Below are 20,018 nucleotides of genomic sequence, written 5' to 3'. Positions count from 1 at the left end.
ACCTTCTAACTAGATATGATGGAATGGATTGGTGGACGCTTGACTTGCGATAACCTCTAGAGACCAAGCATTCTCTTCCTTCCATTCATTCAGGAACGATGCAATTTTTTCAACAAAGAGAACTTCAATATAGTGGCCTGGATCCAGAGCCAACAAGCCGTCTGACAACATATCTTGGGCAGTGTGGTAATAGATGTCACCAGTAATGTAGACATGAGCTCCTTTTGCTAAAGCATCAGAGTAGAAAGACTGCCCACTGCCACCACAAATAGCTACTCTTGAGATTGTTTTTTGCAAATCAGTCTCTTTATAATACACCATACGAAGACTATCTAGACCAAATACTTCCTTAACATGACTAGCAAATTCTTCAAACGTTTGAGGTTTAATATTGCCAATACGTCCGATCCCACGTTCAGGACCTGTCTCCTGTAGATACGTTGTATCCTTAATATCCAATAGCTGACAGAACCAGTCATTAAGGCCGTTTTCAACAATATCAATATTAGTATGGCTAACGTAGACTGCAATATCATGCTTGATAAGATCAATATAAATCTGATTTTGAGGGCGACTAGCTACCAAGTCCTTTATCGGACGGAAGATAGGCGCGTGCTTAACGATAATCAAATCTACACCCTTTTCAATAGCTTCTGCCACTGTATCTTCACGTATATCAAGGGCAACCATGACTTTTTGGATTTCTTTGTCTAAGGTACCAATCTGCAAACCACGACTATCGCCTTCCATAGAAAATTCTTGGGGGCAATAGGTTTCATAACGCTTAATCACTTCACTTGCTTTCATGGAGCACCTCCTTGATGGCTTGAATTTTATCTACTAGAACCTGACGTTCTTCATGATTTTTTTCTGGGATTTGACTAAGGGCAAATTCGAGCTTACTTGCTTCTCTTTGCCACTTTTGGATAAATACGGGGCTAAGTTCTTTAGATAGAAAAGGACCAAAACGGGTGTCACTTGCTGACAATTTCATTTCTCCAGCTTCCACAACTAGAATCTCGTAAAATTTTCCAGCTTCCTCTAAAATACTTTCAGCTACAATCTGAAATCCATGCTCTTGTAACCAAGAGCGTAACTCATCTTCACGATTATTAGGTTGAAGAATCAATCGCTCAACATTGGCTAGTTTTTCCAAACCCTCTTCTAATATTGTAGCAATCAAACGACCACCCATTCCTGCAATAGTGATAACAGAGACCTGATCACTTTCTTCGAAAGCTGCTAAACCATTGGCTAAACGAACCTGAATTTTCTCAGTCAAGCCATGACTTTCAACATTTCTAACTGCAGATTGATAGGGCCCCTCTACAACTTCACCCGCGATGGCAGCTTCAATCTGACTTTTTTCAACTAATTCAATAGGTAAATAAGCATGGTCGCTACCGACGTCCAGCAAAACAACTCCTTGGGGAACAAAAGAAGCTACTGTTTCTAATCTCTTTGAAATCATCTTCTCTCACTTTCAAAAACTCTATTTCCCTTTATTATACCATATTTTATCTGGCAATCCTGCACCTAAAAAAGACCGCAACCATCGATTGCAGTCTTTCTTTATCTTTTAACTTGATAACGACTTGTCAGCATGAAAATCACAATAAAGACGAGCATCATAATGCCATAGATAGGCAATGTTTGACCTGTAAGTGTTGAAATTTCAAGCAATTTTTGGATTCTTGGGAATAGAGCTGTTCCAAGGAAACCTCCAACTGACCAAATAATCAATAGCACACGCCACAGGCTAAATGGCAAGCAAGCTCTAACTACAGACATGAAACCAATCGATGCCAATAGATAATACAAAAGTGTCGAAATTTCAATGGCTGTCCAACCTTGACTGGTTCCAAATATTTTCACAAAAAGAACGCTGAACACAACCATGAGAGCACTTGGTAGAGCACGAAGCATGGATCTTCTGAGGAAATTTGGCTCAACAGGTTTGATATTTCGCTCAAAAGTCAGAACGAATGGTGGGAAACCTTCCACGAACTGATCAATCATGGTAATCTGGATTGGAATGAAGGGGAAAATCAAGATCCACTCAGACCGACCTAGTAAAGCACTGACGATACAGATAACTGCGAGCAAGAAAGAATAGATGGTCTTTATCAAGAAAATCGGGGCGATGTGGGCAATGTTATTCACCACACGACGACCTTCAAAGAGAATCTCAGGAACATCATTGAAATCTGAATTCAAGAGGACCAGATTTGCAATCTGACGAGTTGCTGGGTCTCCTTCAGCCATAACAATGGAACAGTCTGCCTCACGGAGAGCTAGAATATCATTGACACCATCTCCTGTCATTGCTGTAGTATGTCCTGCTTTTTTCAGAGTTTGGATAATCAGTTTCTTTTGATGAGGCGAGACACGTCCGAAAATGGCTGTTTCCTCAGCCATGGCTATCAATTCTTCATCATTAATTTTCGAACAATCTACATAGCTCTGATAGTCTGCAAAACCTGCTTTTTGAGCAATACTTGAAACAGTGACTGGATTATCACCAGAGATAATTTTCAATCCCACTTCCTGAGAACGAAGATAGTCTAGCGTCTCAGCAGCACCTTCTCGAATCGGATCTAGAATCTCAAGCAAAGCCAAAGCCTGAATATCAGATGGCTTTTGTGGCTTGTGATGGTCAAGTTTTTCTTGACTGAGCGCTAACACCAAGACACGAGATCCTCGTTCAAGAGCTTCTCTAGCTTCAGTAACTTCAGCATCCAACAACATCTCCGGTGCGCCTAGGAAAACAGTTCCTAGACCTTCCAACTCCATTGCTCCCCATTTTCGATCACTTGAAAATGGAAGGCTTGAAATCATCGGATAAGCTACCTCTCCCACAAAACGCTTTCGAATAGCTTGAGCAGTTGGATTTTTATCCTCACTGTGTGCCATATAGCTAGTTAGTATTTTGGCAATGGCATCTTTGTCGTAAGCTTGCGTAAGAGGAAGGACAGTCTCAACCTGCATCTTCCCTTGGGTGATGGTACCTGTCTTATCCAAGCAGAGCATATCTACGCGCGCCAAGGTCTCAACAGAATACATCTCCTGCACCAAAACCTTTTTCAACCCAAGCTTGATAACAGCAGTTAAGAGAGAGGTGATGGTCAAAAGGGCGATTCCCTTAGGCAACATTCCTAAAAGAGCTGTAGATGAATTGACTACAGAAGACTTCAGTGGCAGACCTTTTAAGACCAAGGCTTCAAGCAAGAGAGCAATACCAAAAGGAATGATAATTTTCCCAGTAAAGCCGGCTAACTGGTCTAGCGATTTCATGATACGAGAATTAATTGGCTTCACTGTCTTAGCTTCAAGCATGAGTTTAGCAGCATAGTTATCCGCCCCAACATGATGTACCTGAGCGAGGACAGAACCACTTGCAAGAAAGCTACCCGACAACATTAAGTCTTCTACTTCTTTTTGGACCAAGTCGCTCTCACCCGTTAACATAGCTTCATTGACTTCTGAAAAACCTTCTAATACAATGGCATCACTTGGAATCTGATCCCCTGCTGACAAGCAAATAACATCGTCTAAAACAAGTTCTTCAGGGTCCAAAGCTATCTCTTGTCCATCACGAATAGTGATAATCTTTTCTTTATTCAAGAGATTGAGCTTATCAACCATATGTTTGGCACGTAGCTCGGTTACAATCCCTGAAAAAGCATTAAAGCAGATAACCGCAAAGAAAACTAGATTGCTCCAAGCTTGAACAAAGGCGAGCGCTAGGGCAATGGCAAAGTTTAAAGCATTGAATAAAGTAAAGACATTTCTCTTCACAATCTGCCATGTACTAGTACTAGCTGAAGCTTGGAAATCATTGACCTGTCCCTGTTTCTGACGTTCTTTTACTTCTGATTGGCTTAAGCCCATCATTTTATTTTTATCCATAAATTCTATCATATCATTTTTTTTTGAATATTTCTAATTTCATATAAAGAGCTGTTCAGCCTATACAAAAAAACATTTGCCTGTACTAGTATGATAAGGTATAATAAAAGAAAGAAAACTGAAGGAGACACCATGTTTTATACTTATCTACGTGGGCTTGTTGTCTTGATCCTATGGTCTATCAACGGTAATGCTCACTATCATAATACTGATAAAATTCCGAGTCAAGATGAAAACTATATCCTCGTTGCCCCCCATCGTACCTGGTGGGATCCAGTCTATATGGCCTTCGCTACCAAACCGAAGCAATTTGTATTTATGGCTAAAAAGGAACTCTTTACCAACCGTATCTTTGGCTGGTGGATTCGCATGTGCGGTGCCTTTCCAATCGATCGTGAAAATCCTAGCGCTTCTGCTATCAAATACCCTATCAATGTTCTTAAAAAGAGCGACCGCTCTCTCATCATGTTCCCAAGTGGCAGTCGTCATTCCAACGATGTTAAAGGTGGTGTTGCTCTCATCGCTAAAATGGCCAAAGTACGTATCATGCCAGTTACCTACACTGGTCCGATGACTTTAAAAGGGCTCATTAGTCGTGAACGTGTCGACATGAACTTTGGAAATCCTATTGATATTTCTGACATCAAAAAAAAGAATGATGAAGGTATTGAGATGGTTGCAGACCGCATCCAATCTGAATTCCAACGTTTAGATGAGGAAACGAAACAATGGCACAATGATAAGAAACCAAATCCACTTTGGTGGTTTATCCGTATCCCTGCCCTTATTCTAGCTATTATCGTAGCTGTCATCACCATCATTTTTAGCTTTATCGCAAGCTTTATCTGGAAACCAGACAAAATAAAAGAAAAATTAGGATAAAAGAAACAGTGGCTTAGGAGCTATCTCCTTAAGCCTTTTTTTGAGCGGAAATCCGATTATTTTTTAAAGAAAATAACTTATTGACAAAGATTTGAAACTATAGTATACTTTTTAAGTAAGCTGATTTAGCTCAGTAGGCAGAGCGCATCCATGGTAAGGATGAGGTCGCCGGTTCGATCCCGGCAATTAGCATTGTTGATCAGTTCCTTAATAGGGAGCTGATTTTTTCTTGACATTTTATGGACCTTATAGTAGAATAGACGATGCGATGAGTCGATATGTAGCGAGAGCTACTATTGAGCATAGGAGGTCATAACGCAGGAGCGGACCTTGAGAAATTGTGTGAACCGATTTCTCACATGGAGATGCCTCTCAGGCTTTCTGGTTTTACCAGAGAGCTTTTTTTATTTTGCTGAGTCCTACTAGGTCGCATCTTTTGTCTTTTCCTTCCGACAATAAACATCTATAACTTCACTCAGTTATATGCTTATAGGCTTTTTATTGTAACAACTTTTCTTTAAAAACAATCCTTGCTAAGATTAGCCATTAAGATACTAAAGTGACCAATGAAAGCTCCACTCACATGACTAAAAACATGGAGAATGCAGTTTTAGATCTTTTAGATTCAATATCATCAAATAGGAAAAAAAGTTTTGCCCCTCTGATACAAAAAAGACCTATCATACAAGTGATGAAGCTTGATATGATAGGCTCTTTTTAATATTAGATTAACGTACAGTACGGATACGCATTGTGTTTGTACGAACAGCTTCACCAAGTGGTACACCTGCAACGATAACGATATCGTCACCAGATTGTACAAGACCTGCTTCAACTGCTTTACGTTCTGCGATTTCGAACATGTCGTCAGTTGATGATGGAGCATCTGTCAACATTGGGATAACACCCCAGTTCAACATCAATCCACGTTCTGTCAATTCGTCAAATGTCAATGCCAAGATATCAGCATTTGGACGGTATTTAGAGATCAAACGTGCTGTGTGACCAGTCTTAGTAAGAGTTACAACCAATTTAATGTCCATTGAGTTTGTAGCATCTTTAACTGCTGAAGCCATAACTTCTGTCTTAGAGTTACGTTCAAATGAATCTGAGTTCAAACGTCCGTATTCGTTAAGAAGAGTTTGAGCATTCTTATCAATTGTAGCCATTGTTGTAACTGACTCAAGTGGGTATTTACCATTCGCAGACTCACCTGAAAGCATTGTAGCGTCAGTTCCGTCGATAACAGCGTTAAATACGTCTGATACTTCTGAACGAGTTGCACGTGGTTTTTCAGTCATTGTTTCAAGCATGTTTGTTGCAGTGATAACAACTTTACCAGCTGCATTTACTTTAGTAATGATCATTTTTTGGTAAACTGGAACCATTTCAAATGGTACTTCGATACCCATGTCACCACGAGCGATCATGATACCGTCAGCAGCTTCGATGATTTCATCCAAGTTGTCGATACCTTGTTGGTTTTCGATTTTAGCGAACAATTGAACATGTCCATTTCCAGTTTCTTCACAGATTGCACGAACTTCGTTAACGTCTTTTGCAGTACGTACGAATGAAATCGCGATGAAGTTGATTCCTTGCTCAAGACCGAAGCGGATATCGTCGTTATCACGTTCAGCAAGTGCTGGGAAAGGAATTTTAGTGTTAGGGATGTTCACACCTTTTTGTTTAGCGATGATACCATCGTTTTCAACTTCTACGACAAATTCGCGAGCTGCATCGTCTTTTTCGATAACACGAAGACCAAGTTTACCATCGTCAATCAATACTTGGCGTCCAACTTCAACATCATCATAGATGTCAAGACCACCAGCTACGTTCAAGGCAATAACTTCACGAGTTGATTGGATACCTTGTTTAGTAGCAACACGGATTTTTTCACCAGTTACGTAAGAATATTCTTTAGCGTCGCCTTCGAACAATTCTGTACGGATTTCTGGACCTTTTGTATCAAGAAGGAAACCAACTTTTTTACCTGCAATTTTTTCTGCAAGTTTAACAGTAGCCATACGGTCACCTTGTTCTTGGTGGTCACCGTGTGAGAAGTTGAAGCGGAAAGTGTTAGCTCCAGCTTCGATCAATTTAGCGATATTTTGTGCTGATTCTTCAACATCAAGTTTACCACTCCAGTATCCATCTTCACCGTATTTCTTACCACCACGGATTTCTACCGCTGGACCCAATGTTGCAACGATTTTTACACGTTTGTTCATGATTTTGTGACTCCTTTATATAATTCGACCTTTTATGGTCATTTTACCAGTTTAGTTAAAGTTGATTAAGACAAGCTCTTGTTTAAAGCAGAAAGTTCAATATCAGCTTTGTGAGGGTTGTTAACAACGATCTTACCATCAGCTGTTAGGCTAAATAAAGCTCCTTCTTCTGCAGTTCCAAGAATTGGATTTTCAACCATTTTCTCATTACGAATACCGACAGCAACACCACCGATTCCTTGTTTAAGGAGTTTAACAGCGTGTGCGCCCATACGAGATGCCAATACACGGTCACGAGCAGTTGGTGAACCACCACGTTGGATGTGACCAAGTTCTGTGACACGAAGATCGCTTGTATCTCCAGCTTCTTTTAGTTTTTGACCAAATTCAGCTGCTGACATGACACCTTCTGCTAAAACGATAATGTTGTGTTTTTTACCGTGTTCATATCCAGCTTTGATGCTTGCTACGATATCTTCAAATTTGAAGCCTTCTTCAGGGATGATGATTTCGTCAGCACCTGTTGCAATACCTGCCCAAAGAGCGATATCACCTGCGTTACGTCCCATTACTTCAACAACGAAAGTACGACGGTGACTTGATGATGTATCACGAATCTTATCGATTGCATCCATTGCAGTTGTTACTGCAGTGTCAAATCCGATTGTAAAGTCAGTACCTACGATATCGTTATCGATTGTTCCAGGAAGTCCAATAGCAGGGAATCCATGCTCAGTCAGGCGCATAGCTCCATGATAAGAACCGTCACCACCGATAACCACGACACCTTCGATACCGTGTTTTTTCAATTGCTCAATCCCTTTAAGTTGACCTTCGAGTTTTGCAAACTCAGGGTAACGAGCTGAGTGAAGGAAAGTACCACCACGTGAAATGATGTCTCCTACTGAAGCAGCATCAAGTGGATAAATTTCACCAGCAACCATACCAGCGTATCCATCATAGATACCAAAAACTTCCATTCCTTCTGAGATTGCTTGACGAACAACTGCACGAATGGCAGCATTCATACCAGGGGCGTCCCCACCACTAGTCAAAACAGCAATACGTTTCATTTGGTTTTGCTCCTTTTTCTTTTAACATTCCTACTGATTATACCATATTTAAAGTTAAAATTCTTTTATTTTCATTGATTTTTAACGATAAATCGTTTTCATGACAATCTGTTTTAAAGATTCTTGTAAGCCAGCGTCTTTTGCAACTAAATAACCAGGCAAAAGAATATTTTTTTGTTCATTTTCATAACGAATGATGACAGGAATTTGTCCCTTGTACTGATCTAAAATATGATAAATTTCAGAATCGTGGTCATGATTGGGAACTTGAATCCAAAAACGCTCACTCACTGCTTCTTTGAGACTATTTAAGATTAGTTGAAGACGACCATCTCTAGCCTGAACTTTTCCATTTAGATAGTAGAAGCTTCCTTCGTGTAGGAAATCTTTGAATTGCCGGTATCGATCTGCAAATACTGTAACTTCTAACTTAGTCTTACTATCACTGACTTGTAAGAAGGCCATATTTTCACCTTTTTTTGTCCGAATGACACGAATAGATTGGATCTCAACAAGAACAGTAGTCGCTTGTCCTTCAGATAGGTCTCTTAAGCTTGTGATGGGGTATAAAGGATTCTTAGATAACTGTACCAAAGGATGCTGACTGATTCCAACTCCTAGCCACTCCTGCTCCTTACGGAACTTCTCAACTTCTGTAAAATCTTCAGTCTCAATCCAATTGTAACTACTATCAGCAAATAAACTTCCTAGTTCTTCCACAAAAATGAACAGAGTAGGTAAGTTGGATAAGATTTTTTGGCGATTTTTTTCAAAACTATCAAATAAACCAATCTCGACCAGAGGTGTCAATAGACTTAATTTCTGATAATTTTTAGGTAAGCGTGTGACAAAATCTTCAATACTTGTAAAAGGACGATTGTCTAAGATCCAATAGGCAAAATCACGAGGCATTCCCTTGATACTCTTTAAGCCCATATGAACTGTTTTTTCTGCCAGCTTGTCCTGAAAAGGTACCGTATTGATAGATGTGGGCGCAAGTTCAAAGCCCATCTCAAGAGCATCGAGGATATAGTCTCCACTTGCATAATTGAGCATTACTTGATAGAAGATTGCTGGATAATGTGTCTTAAAGTAGGCAAGCTGAAAGGCTAAAGCTGCATAAGCATAGGCATGGGAACGGTTAAAACCATAACCAGCAAATTTTTCCATGACAGCAAAAACCTGCTGAGCCTGCTCTGCTCCGTGGCCTTTTTCAAGGGCACCTTGAATGAAGCTCTCTTGCATTTGATGCATTTCCGCAGCATTCTTTTTCCCCATAGCCCGACGTAAAATATCGGCCTTTCCAAGACTAAAGCCAGCGTAGCGTTGGGCTACTTGCATCACCTGCTCTTGATAGAGCATGATACCATAGGTAGGAGCTAAAATATCTTCTAGCACAGGATCAAGAACTGTCACCTTTTCTTTGCCATGTTTTCTAGCAACAAAGTTGTCGATATAGTCGCTTGCTCCAGGTCTGTTAAGAGAAGTCGTTGCCACTACTTCTTCAAAGCTTTCAGGCTTCACGCGCTTTAATAAGCGAATAGCACCAGGTTGTTCAAACTGAAAGATTCCCTTGGTCTTCCCAGCTGCAAAAAGAGCCAAAGTTTCCCTATCCTCAAGGTCAATATCCTCAATCCTTAGCTGAATTCCTTGAGTTTCAAATAAGAGCTCCTGCATTTTTTGAGCGAAGGTGAGGTTTCGTAAGCCCAAGAAATCCATCTTGAGCAAGCCATTTCCTTCAACTCCATGAGCATCATACTGGGTAATGAGCATATCCTCACCATACTTAAGAGGAATATAGTCCGTTAGATTTTTGTCACTAATCACGACACCTGCAGCATGGATGGAGGTTTGACGTGGTGCTCCTTCTATTTTCTTGGCAATTTCAAAAGCCTTTTGGTACTCAATCTTACCTTGAATCAGTTGTCTAAAGCCTAGATTCCCTTCATAGGCACTTGTTAAGGTATCTTTGAAACCGATTTTTTTGGTAATAGCCGTTAATTCATACTCAGCTACACCATACCTTTTAAAAACATCTCGGACGGCCTGTTTAGCACCAAAGGTTGAGTAGGTGACAATCTGAGCAGCGTGAATACTGCCATAGCGGTCACGAACATAGCGGATAAATTCAGGACGATAGATATCAGGAATATCAATATCGATATCGGGCATGGTATAACGTTCACGATTCAAAAAGCGTTCAAAGATGAGATTTTTAGCTACAGGATCAATACCAGTGATATCTAAGGCATAGGCCACTAGACTTCCAACTGCAGATCCACGCCCCATACCCATATAATATCCTTGAGAACGACCAAAACGTAAGAGGTCCCAGACAACCAAGAAATAGTCATCGAATCCCATGTCATGAATCACAGATAGCTCTTCTTCTAAACGAGCCTGATAAACTGAATCTAGTAAGCCTTTCAGTTCCAAGCCCTCAATAGCTCTTTCGCGCAACTCTTCAACAGCTGGTCTCTCTGGATTGAAGCGTGGAAGCTTGAGACTACTATCAATCTCATAAGTAGTTGCTCCAATCAGTCCAGAAAGATTTTCTATAGCTTGCGGAAACTTCTCTACAAAAATCTGTTCTAGACGGTCAGCAGGTAAAAACAAGCCTTGTTGCTCTTGAACATCTACCTCTCGCAAGGTCACATTTTCCTTAATCGCCTTGAGCATTTGAAGCATTTCTAAATCCTCAGGTTCGAAAGAATTAACACGATAAAGAGGGAGAATTGGTCGAGAAAAATTCGACTGAGCTGTATCTGGATACACTCCGATATAATAATCATGTCCCAAATCTAAGTGAGCTATTTCATGGAAATAGGGAACAATAACACAAACATCTTCTAGATAGGGAGAAAAATCAGTCCATTCCTTTTTACCTGTCATTTTTTGACTCGAAAGCTTCATGAGATTTCGATAACCACGATTTGACAAGGCTAAAAATCGAAGGTTGAGGAGTTCCTCCTTATGATGAACTGTCATCTCAAGACCTAATAAGGGCTGGATCCCTTGCTTTTGGCACTCTTTGATAAAATAATAGGCTCCATAGAGATTGTCAACATCCATGATTCCAAGTGCTGAGTAGCCGTAAGCTTTCCCTTGGTCAACATACTTCTGAATGGAAATCATACTCTCCATAAAACTATAAACCGTTTTAGTATCAAGTTGTGCAATCACTCGCTATCACCTCCCTTTTTCTACTTATATTATACCATTTTAGAAAATAGAAAAACAATTTCTTTCTTCCCTTGTAGAAAAAAGAACCACAGCTGAATTAACTGTGATTCTCACTTATCATTCTATTTCCAAGATAGGATTTGTAACTGTCAAGTGACTGATCTTGCCACTAACACCGAAATATTCCTCAATTTTAGTATGTAATTCTAGCATTGCTTCCCTAGCTCTTGATGCCTGTTCTTCATTGATAGCTTCAATGACTAAAACAGCATCTTTGGTTTCTTCTGTTAACATAGTTCTTTGGGCTTCACGCCAGTTTAAACACCGACAAACCGCACCTTGTTCATCAAAATAAATCATTTCATCAGCTAAGGCAGGAGCATCACTTTCAGCCCCTAGTGGAAAGAAGGATTCATTCCCTTGAGCTCTCCCAAGACATAAGTCACCAACAATCTTAGCTAAATCCTCTCCCCCACAAGGAACAGCGTAAGAAAGTGAGACGCTATTATAGATATCTACCAAAGGATTTATTGGATTAAATTCTCTTCCTTGACTCACACGCTTTAATAAGGCTTCAATAGAAGAACGAGCACCTTTTTTAGTTTTGAATTTAGTGAATGCCTGACGCCATTCTTGAATCACTTCATTCTGAGTGAAATTTTCATCTGGTATAAAAGTCTGGGCTTTTTTTATTCCTTCATCTAATAAAGCTTTAAAATATGGATCCTCACTCTCATCAATAGTATTGTTGAGACCTTTTACCACCAATACAGAGATTTGAGCATCTGGAAATAGTTGCCAAAAATCATCTTTTACATGAACTTTCATGACCTTGCCTCCATTCTTTTTCTTTCATTCTACCACAAATTCTAAAAAAGAGGCTGGGACAAAAGTCCTAGCCTCTCAATTATCTTTGGATTTTCGAGCAAGACGCAGTGGTTGAGTGGGTTCTACTACGCTGATTTCATCAGCTTTTACAGCCCTACTCAACTTTGCGGAGGTGGGACGACGAAATCGAATTCTAACGAATTACCGATTTCTGTCCCACTCTCACGAACTATAATGAATTCTCACGAATCACTTCTACCTTGTATCCATCTGGATCTTTGATAAAGTAATAGTTTGGTTGAGTCCCTGGAAGTCCATTAGGCGCTGTCACTTCATAGCCTTTGTCGCTATGTTCTTTGTGAAGAGCCTCAAGATCAGGTGTGCTTAGGGCGATGTGAGCAAAACCGTCACCGACAACATAAGGTCCGTGATCATAGTTGTAGGTCAACTCTAACTCATAATCATCACCTTCAAGTCCAAGATAAACAATAGTGAAAGCATAGTCTGGAAAGTCTCTACGACGTAATTCTTTAAAACCAAAAGCATCCTGATAAAAAGCGATTGATTTTTCAAGATTTTCAACTCGCAAGCAAGTGTGTAGCATTTTAGAAGCCATTTCATTACCTCTTTCATTTTAATAATTCTATTATACTCTTATTTAGGAAAATTTACTAGGAAATTGAACCATAGATCCTTACTCAATGCTTCAGTTTCAGTAAATACCTTCACCATTTTCCTTACGAATATTTCGTACAAGGACTATCAACAAGAGGATAAACAGTACTTCTAGAAAGAAGAAGGCAAACTCACTGTTCTGTAAAAGAATATCTGGTTCAATTTGTTTGCTAAGTAGCTCTAACGCCGGCCCAAAGAAAATTCTATAAAGACGTCTTAAGAAAATGAAGAGTTGTAAGCTATAAATCATAAAGATTTTTTTAACAGCTAAAGTCGAGCGCCTCTCTCTTGTAAAGTAAGACAAGGCAATTGCATTTATAAATAGTAATAAGCTTAAGGAAAATGTTTCTTTACTCATTATAATTGGACTAAACAAGTTCACTCGATTTTTAAAATATGGTACTAAACGAAACAATTGCAAACTCAAAAAACAAGGGATCCCAACTTCCTTAATACCGACTTCCTTCGCAGAAGCAGGTGCACTGAAATCTATGAATTTATATAAGAAGAGGAAAAAAACAAGCATAAATAGAAAGAAATATATGAACAACACAGCAATAACGAATTCGTTATGCAATATTAAGGTTGTTATGAATCCAGTAGTCAGCAAAAAACCAACAGAATGGATTTTATCGACAGGATAATCCCAAATAATTTTACTATCCACTTTTAGATTATCAATGAAAGTAAAAAGAGTAATGAAACATAGAGCTGCTATTAATCCAAGAGGTAATGAAGGGAGGAAAAAGATAAGAGACAAAATTCCTAGAACCCACAAAGTTAAGTTGTAGTACAATTTTGGTTTTATCCATCTTGTAATCAACCCTGCTTCGATAAATCTTTGTTGCTTCTTCAATAAAAAGAAGTAAAAAAGTGATAGCATACCAATATAGACCCAGGTATTAGAACCAGCTTTTTCATTGAAACTTTGTATCAGACTAAAAATGGTCAGAAGCCCAAAGATAGCCAAAAGGTGCTTGTTCATTGCAGATAGTCCCTTTTTCCAAATCATAAAAGGTACTATTGACTTGGGATAACAGAGTTCGTAGGCATAAGCAGTCATCTCTTCTAGTTTTTGATCGGTTTCCTCTGTCATGATCTGAGGGGATATTTTTGATGTAGGAAATACTCCAAGAACATACCTCAAGAGTTGTCCATCTTTGAAGCGATGATACTCCCTATACAACTGTTCCAAAAAGACCGTTATTATTCGAGGTTTGGCTTTAAGATATTCCTTCCACTTATCCCAGTCATTGATGAGATCATCACTACTTGTTATCCTTTCTACAAGTAGATAGCCCTCATGATACCAGTACTCAAAATTCTCTTTTTTATTCAGTTCAAATTCCTGTACTAGAGCAGGATAAGATTGAACAATTTTCCAGAATTGCAGTTTCTTCAAATAGAAACTATCTTTTTCAGTACTGTAGTTCTCTACAAATGTAAGAATCAGAGACAAAACTTTAGTATTTGTTAGAGGATAGACATCAATCTTTTCTAATAAAGCAAGTAATATGGATTTGTCCTCTACCTGCTCAAATAGGGTTTGCCAAGCTCGTAAAAGGCTATATTCATCAGAATAGTAAGCATAGAGGAGATGATAAAAGGCTAGCTCAACCTCTTCAGAATCTTCGAGAGAGAATTGTTGTAAATCAACCTTTTCATTCGATTCCTCTTTTAATACCTCAACGTAAGCTACTAATTCTTCGTAGGAATCTTCATCCACTTCATCTAAATTTTGCTTGATCTTCTCAAGAATGTAGCCTAAAACTGGAATACTCTCGATTATTTGGCATTTTCGATTCACTTGAAAGAGGACCATGCCAGAAACATAAGGGTGTTTAAAGTAATCTATCCAAGTTCTGATTTGATTTGCTTTTTGACAATCATTCAAAATATCTTGACACCAAAGATAAGAATCGTAAAATTGATCAGTTTCCTTTTTTGCAGTTTCCATAGGACTGCCATTTTCTTTGGCAATAGCCCTTCGATTTTGCCAATACTTGAGCTTATAATAGTAGCCCCAGTCTCGATAATCGATCATATATTCTTCTAGGAGAGGAAGTAAGATAGCAAAATGTTCATATCGATTGAAAATATAGACATCCATTTCTTCGAGGACCGCTTTTACAATATTCATGCTATAGCGGTAATGGTAAAAGAACTGCTGCCACATATTTTCTTGTTCTTCAAAGCTATAGTCAGCATTCCCTAATATACTGTCAATAGATGTTCGAATTAAATAGGCAGTATCCCTATAGTCGCTAAAATCAAGCGAGCTTGATTCTTCTTGCTCCTGTTGTGATCCCTTTTCATACTCAAAAGTATCAAAGTTGGGTGAATTCACTCTTGTTTCATTTGACTTCTCTTGTCTCTGCCATTGATGCTGTTCAAAACCAGTTCTTGTATCATATTCTGGGCCAATTTTACTAGATCGTGCATAAGCTAAAGCTTCTTGGTAAGCTTGAACAATCTCTTGATAAAGTTCCGGTTGGTCTTCTGGATGGTATAAGCGAACTAGTTCAGCGTAGCGTCTCCTGATAACCTTGACATCTTGAGTTGGCTCTATCCCTAAAATTTTCCAAATATTCATACCATCGCCTTCCTATAATCCTCTCTCTAGAAGTTCCAAGTAACTAGAGAATGCTTGATAGATCTTAGGAAGATGGTGAATAGAGGAATGTTTAACTTCTTCCTCAAATTGCCTTGTAGCTGTCATCAGTTCTTCCCTTTTTACTCCTAAAATCATGCTGTAGAGACGGTTGGCTTTCTCAATCAAGAAGCGATAGACCTCTGTTTCCTGAGCATTAATCTTATAACGAGCCAAGGCGTCTTGTTTTTCCTTAATTTCTTGATCCGTCAAAGTAATACTCTCTTGCAAGATGACATGATTGAAAACTTCCTGTGTTGTATCTATCTTCACTTCAACATCTAAAATACCATTCAGATCATAGGTAAAACGAACAGTGAGCCCTTCATGTTCCTTATGATTGATAGGAACTGGAACATCAAGTTCCCCCAGAAACAAGTTTTGAGATGCCTTCATCATCTCTCCTTGATAGACCTGTACTTTCACATGACTTTGTCCCAGTTCTGATGTGTAATATTGTTCAACACGTGAAGTAGGTAAAGTAGAATTACGCTCTATAATCGGTGAAAAATGACCACCAACAATCTCAATGCCAAGTGTAAATGGGCAGATATCAGACAGTAACAAGTCACGTATTTCTCCCTGACGCTCCTTGATTCCTGCAAGAAGGGCACATCCTCGTGCAATCATTTTATCAGGGTCCCCTGATACTTCAACCCCTTGATTGATACAGAATGATAGGAAATCTTGCACCAATCTTAATTTTGAAGTACCTCCAACGAAAACAAAATTATCAGATGAAACCTGACTATTGCGAGCATCCATCAAGGCTCGATCCATAACTGCCTTAACGCGCACTAGTAAGGGATGACAAAGTTCATAAAAACGTTGATAGCTTAAGTCTAGCCGATATTCTTTATTATGGTCAAAGACGGACATTTGAGCTTCTTCTTTTTCATTTAAGTCTAATTTTGTTTTCTCAGCTTGTAGTAGGATTTTACTATAGAACTCTCTCGAAATAGACTCCTTTTTTAATTGATTAACATGCATGAATTCCTCAGCAATTGCGCCAGTAAAATCTTCTCCACCCAAGCGATTATCTCCTGCGATAGAAACAATCTCAACAACATTATCAAACAACTCAACTACTGAGATATCCAGCGTTCCACCACCAAAATCGACCACGATAAAAGAGTCATCATCAATCTCACTCTCTAATTTCTTAGCAAGAGCAGCTGCAGATGGTTCATTAATAATGCGGTCAATGTTAATACCTGCAAATTTTCCTGCTAGTTTTGTCGCATAACGTTGAGCATCATTAAAATAAGCTGGCACACTAACAATCACTTCATCAATTTTTTCACCAAGAAAAGTCTCTGCATCATCTACCAACTTACGAATAATAAAGGAACTTAATTCTTCAGCCGTGTAAGTGCTATTTCCCAATAAGATTTTATGGCTGGTTCCCATAAAACGTTTAAATTGAGCAATTGTTTTATCTGGATGAGTAATCAAACGTTCCTTTGCTACCTTTCCAACTATCACTTCATTATTATCATCTAAGGCAACAACAGATGGCGTTAAAAAATCACCAAAAGCATTTGGTATCAGTTTTACTTGACCATCTTGATAAACGCCAACCAAAGAGTTAGTCGTTCCTAAATCAATACCTACAATCATTTTTTAACTCCATATCTTTTAACATACTACTATTATACAGGAAAAGTCCTATTTCCTTAAACAAAAGATGGTATTCCTTGTTTATACCATGAAAATAAAAAAGCTTCATTTCACTCCTGTAGCTTAAACCACTAGAGTAGAAATGAAACTTTTTAATAATTATTTACCAAGTTTTGCTTTAGCTGCATCTGCAAGAGCTGTGAAAGCTGCTGCATCGTTAACAGCCAAGTCAGCAAGCATTTTACGGTTAACTTCGATCTCAGCCAATTTCAAACCATGCATCAATTGTGAGTATGAAAGTCCGTTCATACGAGCTGCCGCGTTGATACGTGTGATCCACAATTTACGGAAGTCACGTTTCTTTTGACGACGGTCACGGTATGCATAGTAGTAAGAGTTCATTACTTGTTCTTTTGCAGTACGGAACAAGATATGTTTAGCTCCATAGTAACCTTTTGCTAATTTAAGAATACGTTTACGACGTTTGCGTGATACAACGCCACCTTTAACACGTGCCATTTATATTTCCTCCAAATATTTCCTAGAATTCTTTACTTACAAATACGCGATTATTTCAAGCGAGTAAGCATTGCTTTGATACGTTTGAAATCTCCTGAATGCACCATAGATGCTTTACGAAGATGACGACGTTGTTTTTTAGTTTTTCCGTGGAAACGGTGAGATGTGTAAGCACGGAAACGTTTAAGTCCACCAGAACCTGTACGTTTGAAACGTTTAGCTGATGCGCGGTGTGTTTTTTGTTTTGGCATGATTTTTTCTCCTTTATTTAACTTTCTGACAATTATTTTTTGTCAGTTGCTGGTGCCAACTGCATGAACATTTGGCGACCATCCATTTTAGCACGTTGTTCGATGATAGCGATATCTTGTGTTGCCTCAGCAAACTCGGCTAAAACTTTTGCACCAATCTCTTTATGGGTGATCATACGCCCTTTAAAGCGAATGGATACCTTCACTTTGTTCCCTTTTTCAAGGAACTTGCGAGCATTGCGAAGTTTAGTTTCGAAATCTCCCTTGTCGATAACAGGGCTCAAACGAACTTCTTTCACGGTCACAACGCTTTGTTTTTTGCGTTGCTCTTTTTGTTTCTTCTGGTACTCAAATTTGAACTTGCCATAGTCCATAATTTTAGCAACAGGAGGTTTAGCTTGAGGTTGAATAAGAACCAAGTCCACGTTCGCTTCATCCGCAAGTGCTTGCGCTTCACCAAGTGGTTTGATACCTAATTGCTCACCCTCAAGACCGATTAAGCGAACTTCACGTACACGAATTTCATCATTGATGAATAAGTCTTGCTTTGCTATGGTTTTCACCTCTTTTTTTAGTTTAGAGAAAAACAAGAGCGGACTTGCTAACGCAAATCCGCACTACATGATTATAGTTCATTACTGAAACTTGATCCGTAGGGGCCAGACAACGTTAGTCGCAAGGCGAGAAGTTCTCACTTCTGCTTTTCTCAACTTTTATATGATATCAAGTTTTCCCCTACTTGTCAAGATAAAAACTATCTTTTTTAAAATTTTTTCTATTTTTGCTGACTTACAATCTATTGATTACGAGAATAGTAAATCTCGTGTGGCTTCAAACGAGTATTCAGTAGCTCTGATACTGTCACGAAACTATAGCCTTGTTCCTGTAAATACTCAATTACTTTTGGAAGCGAATTAACTGACGGCTGATGGATATCGTGTAATAAAATAATAGACCCATCGCTCGTTTGGTGTTGGATTTCTGTAAAAATAGATGCTTCATTTTTGCTCTTCCAATCCAGACTATCCACATTCCATAAGATAAAGCTTAAATCAAGGCTATTGCGGATATCATCTGAAATCGCACCGTACGGAGGACGCATTAATTTTGAACTTTTTCCAAGGACATTTTTAATGGCATCTTCTGTATCCGTAATTTGCTTCTTGGCGTCTTCCAATGACAGTTTTGTTAAAACTGGGTGATTCCAACTATGGTTTCCAACTTCATGACCTTCTGCCTGCATACGTTTAAGAATTGCTTCATTTCCAGCGATGTTCTTACCTTGGACAAAGAAAGTTGCTTTGATCTTGTATTTAGCCAAGATGTCCAATGCCTGTGGTGTTGTATTTCCGTCAGGTCCATCATCAAAAGTAAGAGCAACTACTTTTTTATTCTTTTCAGCTTGAACTGTTTTATAAAGTTCTGCGTCTTTTTCTGTTAAGTAAGATGCTTCGATAAAATCAAAGAAATTTGAGATCGGCATTGCGATCTCTTCTCCATTACCCGATTGTTTGGCTGGGTAAAGAAGCAACTGGCTATCCTTATAGGCAAACTTCCAGGTCGTTAAATCCATAGCTGAAAAATCAGCTATTACTTGATCAACAAGCGTTTGCTCAACCTTTTTATCAAGGAGCGTGGTCTTGATATCCTCTAGTAACTTTTCCTTAGCCTTGCTAGCATCTGTAAATAGCTGATCAAGAGTGAAAGGACTACCATCTTCTTTAAGGTAAAGCTGTTCCAATGAAGTGTTTTCCAATTCAACAACATTAAAATTACTTACGTCATAGGCCTGTTTTTTTATAAGGTGACTCTCAATACCTTTGATAGAGGATGAATCTTTTTCAGAATAGTAAAAAATCAAATGTTCTTTATCTTCTACCTTCTCTGTGATATCTTTTACAATAATATCCTTTACAGAAGCAATAACATTATTTCCTGTCATAGGATAGTAGGTGATAACCTCTGCCTTCCCCTTACGAAAATGGTCCTTCTGACTGCCTTGTGAATAGGAATCATCTTTTTCTTTTTTCAGTGCTTGGATTTTTTGTTCAAAAGCTTGCTTGGTAAGAACTTGATAAGTGATGGTTCCACCTAATGCCAAGATTGTAAAAAATAGAAGCCCTACAATAATCCATAAATTTCTCTTCTTCTTGTCGTTTGTTCTACGGTTTGTTCTCTTTTTTGTCATAGTCTT

The 20,018-nt window shown here is 38.8% G+C and carries 15 protein-coding genes, 1 tRNA gene and 1 other annotated feature; of the genes, 2 read left to right on the top strand and 14 right to left on the bottom strand.

Annotated features, from left to right (window positions below):
• Positions 1 to 9: 9 nt before the first annotated feature.
• The 3 genes from ACORHT_RS03655 to ACORHT_RS03645 form a co-directional block, all read right to left on the bottom strand.
• Positions 10 to 807, bottom strand: a complete 798-nt coding sequence (locus ACORHT_RS03655) for a Nif3-like dinuclear metal center hexameric protein (RefSeq protein WP_434350642.1) — start codon at positions 805 to 807, stop codon at positions 10 to 12.
• Positions 794 to 1,471: a tRNA (adenine(22)-N(1))-methyltransferase gene (locus ACORHT_RS03650; RefSeq protein WP_434350641.1), complete on the bottom strand. Its 678-nt coding sequence runs from the start codon at positions 1,469 to 1,471 to the stop codon at positions 794 to 796. Before ACORHT_RS03650 ends, ACORHT_RS03655 begins: the two co-directional genes overlap by 14 nt.
• Positions 1,472 to 1,572: 101 nt before the next feature.
• Entirely contained in the window at positions 1,573 to 3,909 is a 2,337-nt protein-coding gene (locus ACORHT_RS03645; protein WP_434350640.1) for a cation-translocating P-type ATPase, read from the bottom strand.
• A 132-nt stretch (positions 3,910 to 4,041) separates the two neighbouring features.
• On the opposite strand from ACORHT_RS03645, the gene ACORHT_RS03640 reads away from it, so the two are divergent.
• Positions 4,042 to 4,791, top strand: a complete 750-nt coding sequence (locus ACORHT_RS03640; RefSeq protein ID WP_434350639.1) for a lysophospholipid acyltransferase family protein — start codon at positions 4,042 to 4,044, stop codon at positions 4,789 to 4,791.
• Positions 4,792 to 4,910: 119 nt separating this feature from the next.
• Positions 4,911 to 4,983, top strand: a tRNA-Thr gene (locus ACORHT_RS03635).
• Positions 4,984 to 5,519: 536 nt separating this feature from the next.
• Here ACORHT_RS03635 and pyk read toward each other — a convergent pair.
• The 11 genes from pyk to pgdA form a co-directional block, all read right to left on the bottom strand.
• Positions 5,520 to 7,025, bottom strand: a complete 1,506-nt coding sequence (pyk, locus tag ACORHT_RS03630; protein ID WP_434350638.1) for a pyruvate kinase — start codon at positions 7,023 to 7,025, stop codon at positions 5,520 to 5,522.
• 65 nt (positions 7,026 to 7,090) lie between these two features.
• Positions 7,091 to 8,098: a 6-phosphofructokinase gene (pfkA, locus tag ACORHT_RS03625; RefSeq protein ID WP_434350637.1), complete on the bottom strand. Its 1,008-nt coding sequence runs from the start codon at positions 8,096 to 8,098 to the stop codon at positions 7,091 to 7,093.
• Positions 8,099 to 8,179: 81 nt separating this feature from the next.
• The gene (locus tag ACORHT_RS03620) at positions 8,180 to 11,281 is read right to left on the bottom strand and encodes a DNA polymerase III subunit alpha (protein WP_434350636.1); all 3,102 of its coding nucleotides are present in this window, start codon (positions 11,279 to 11,281) and stop codon (positions 8,180 to 8,182) included.
• Positions 11,282 to 11,398: 117 nt separating this feature from the next.
• Positions 11,399 to 12,109: a B3/B4 domain-containing protein gene (locus ACORHT_RS03615; protein ID WP_434350635.1), complete on the bottom strand. Its 711-nt coding sequence runs from the start codon at positions 12,107 to 12,109 to the stop codon at positions 11,399 to 11,401.
• 229 nt (positions 12,110 to 12,338) lie between these two features.
• Positions 12,339 to 12,725, bottom strand: a complete 387-nt coding sequence (gene gloA, locus ACORHT_RS03610) for a lactoylglutathione lyase (RefSeq protein ID WP_000157160.1) — start codon at positions 12,723 to 12,725, stop codon at positions 12,339 to 12,341.
• A gap of 96 nt (positions 12,726 to 12,821) precedes the next feature.
• Entirely contained in the window at positions 12,822 to 15,377 is a 2,556-nt protein-coding gene (locus tag ACORHT_RS03605) for a molecular chaperone DnaJ (protein WP_434350634.1), read from the bottom strand.
• 12 nt (positions 15,378 to 15,389) lie between these two features.
• Positions 15,390 to 17,054, bottom strand: a complete 1,665-nt coding sequence (locus tag ACORHT_RS03600) for an Hsp70 family protein (protein WP_434350633.1) — start codon at positions 17,052 to 17,054, stop codon at positions 15,390 to 15,392.
• A gap of 159 nt (positions 17,055 to 17,213) precedes the next feature.
• Entirely contained in the window at positions 17,214 to 17,573 is a 360-nt protein-coding gene (rplT, locus tag ACORHT_RS03595; RefSeq protein ID WP_000124834.1) for a 50S ribosomal protein L20, read from the bottom strand.
• A 50-nt stretch (positions 17,574 to 17,623) separates the two neighbouring features.
• A complete protein-coding gene (gene rpmI / locus ACORHT_RS03590) occupies positions 17,624 to 17,824 on the bottom strand; it encodes a 50S ribosomal protein L35 (protein WP_001125942.1) in 201 nt (66 codons plus the stop codon).
• Positions 17,825 to 17,856: 32 nt separating this feature from the next.
• Positions 17,857 to 18,387, bottom strand: coding sequence for a translation initiation factor IF-3 (gene infC / locus ACORHT_RS03585; protein ID WP_075230415.1), 531 nt, complete (start codon positions 18,385 to 18,387; stop codon positions 17,857 to 17,859).
• A gap of 15 nt (positions 18,388 to 18,402) precedes the next feature.
• Positions 18,403 to 18,533 (bottom strand) — a sequence feature (ribosomal protein L20 leader region).
• Positions 18,534 to 18,620: 87 nt separating this feature from the next.
• Positions 18,621 to 20,012, bottom strand: a complete 1,392-nt coding sequence (pgdA, locus tag ACORHT_RS03580) for a peptidoglycan-N-acetylglucosamine deacetylase PgdA (protein WP_434350632.1) — start codon at positions 20,010 to 20,012, stop codon at positions 18,621 to 18,623.
• Positions 20,013 to 20,018 lie beyond the last annotated feature (6 nt).

The organism is Streptococcus sp. KHUD_014 (genome assembly GCF_051106275.1).
GTDB lineage: Bacteria > Bacillota > Bacilli > Lactobacillales > Streptococcaceae > Streptococcus.
This window is presented reverse-complemented; position numbering and strand designations above follow the sequence as displayed.

What these genes read in the sequence shown, in the direction of transcription:
- ACORHT_RS03655 (WP_434350642.1), bottom strand. Translation starts at nt 807, where the DNA reads ATGAAAGCAAGTGAAGTGATTAAGCGTTATGAAACCTATTGCCCCCAA.
- ACORHT_RS03650 (WP_434350641.1), bottom strand. Translation starts at nt 1,471, where the DNA reads ATGATTTCAAAGAGATTAGAAACAGTAGCTTCTTTTGTTCCCCAAGGA.
- ACORHT_RS03645 (WP_434350640.1), bottom strand. Translation starts at nt 3,909, where the DNA reads ATGGATAAAAATAAAATGATGGGCTTAAGCCAATCAGAAGTAAAAGAA.
- ACORHT_RS03640 (WP_434350639.1), top strand. Translation starts at nt 4,042, where the DNA reads ATGTTTTATACTTATCTACGTGGGCTTGTTGTCTTGATCCTATGGTCT.
- pyk (WP_434350638.1), bottom strand. Translation starts at nt 7,025, where the DNA reads ATGAACAAACGTGTAAAAATCGTTGCAACATTGGGTCCAGCGGTAGAA.
- pfkA (WP_434350637.1), bottom strand. Translation starts at nt 8,098, where the DNA reads ATGAAACGTATTGCTGTTTTGACTAGTGGTGGGGACGCCCCTGGTATG.
- ACORHT_RS03615 (WP_434350635.1), bottom strand. Translation starts at nt 12,109, where the DNA reads ATGAAAGTTCATGTAAAAGATGATTTTTGGCAACTATTTCCAGATGCT.
- gloA (WP_000157160.1), bottom strand. Translation starts at nt 12,725, where the DNA reads ATGGCTTCTAAAATGCTACACACTTGCTTGCGAGTTGAAAATCTTGAA.
- ACORHT_RS03605 (WP_434350634.1), bottom strand. Translation starts at nt 15,377, where the DNA reads ATGAATATTTGGAAAATTTTAGGGATAGAGCCAACTCAAGATGTCAAG.
- ACORHT_RS03600 (WP_434350633.1), bottom strand. Translation starts at nt 17,054, where the DNA reads ATGATTGTAGGTATTGATTTAGGAACGACTAACTCTTTGGTTGGCGTT.
- rplT (WP_000124834.1), bottom strand. Translation starts at nt 17,573, where the DNA reads ATGGCACGTGTTAAAGGTGGCGTTGTATCACGCAAACGTCGTAAACGT.
- rpmI (WP_001125942.1), bottom strand. Translation starts at nt 17,824, where the DNA reads ATGCCAAAACAAAAAACACACCGCGCATCAGCTAAACGTTTCAAACGT.
- pgdA (WP_434350632.1), bottom strand. Translation starts at nt 20,012, where the DNA reads ATGACAAAAAAGAGAACAAACCGTAGAACAAACGACAAGAAGAAGAGA.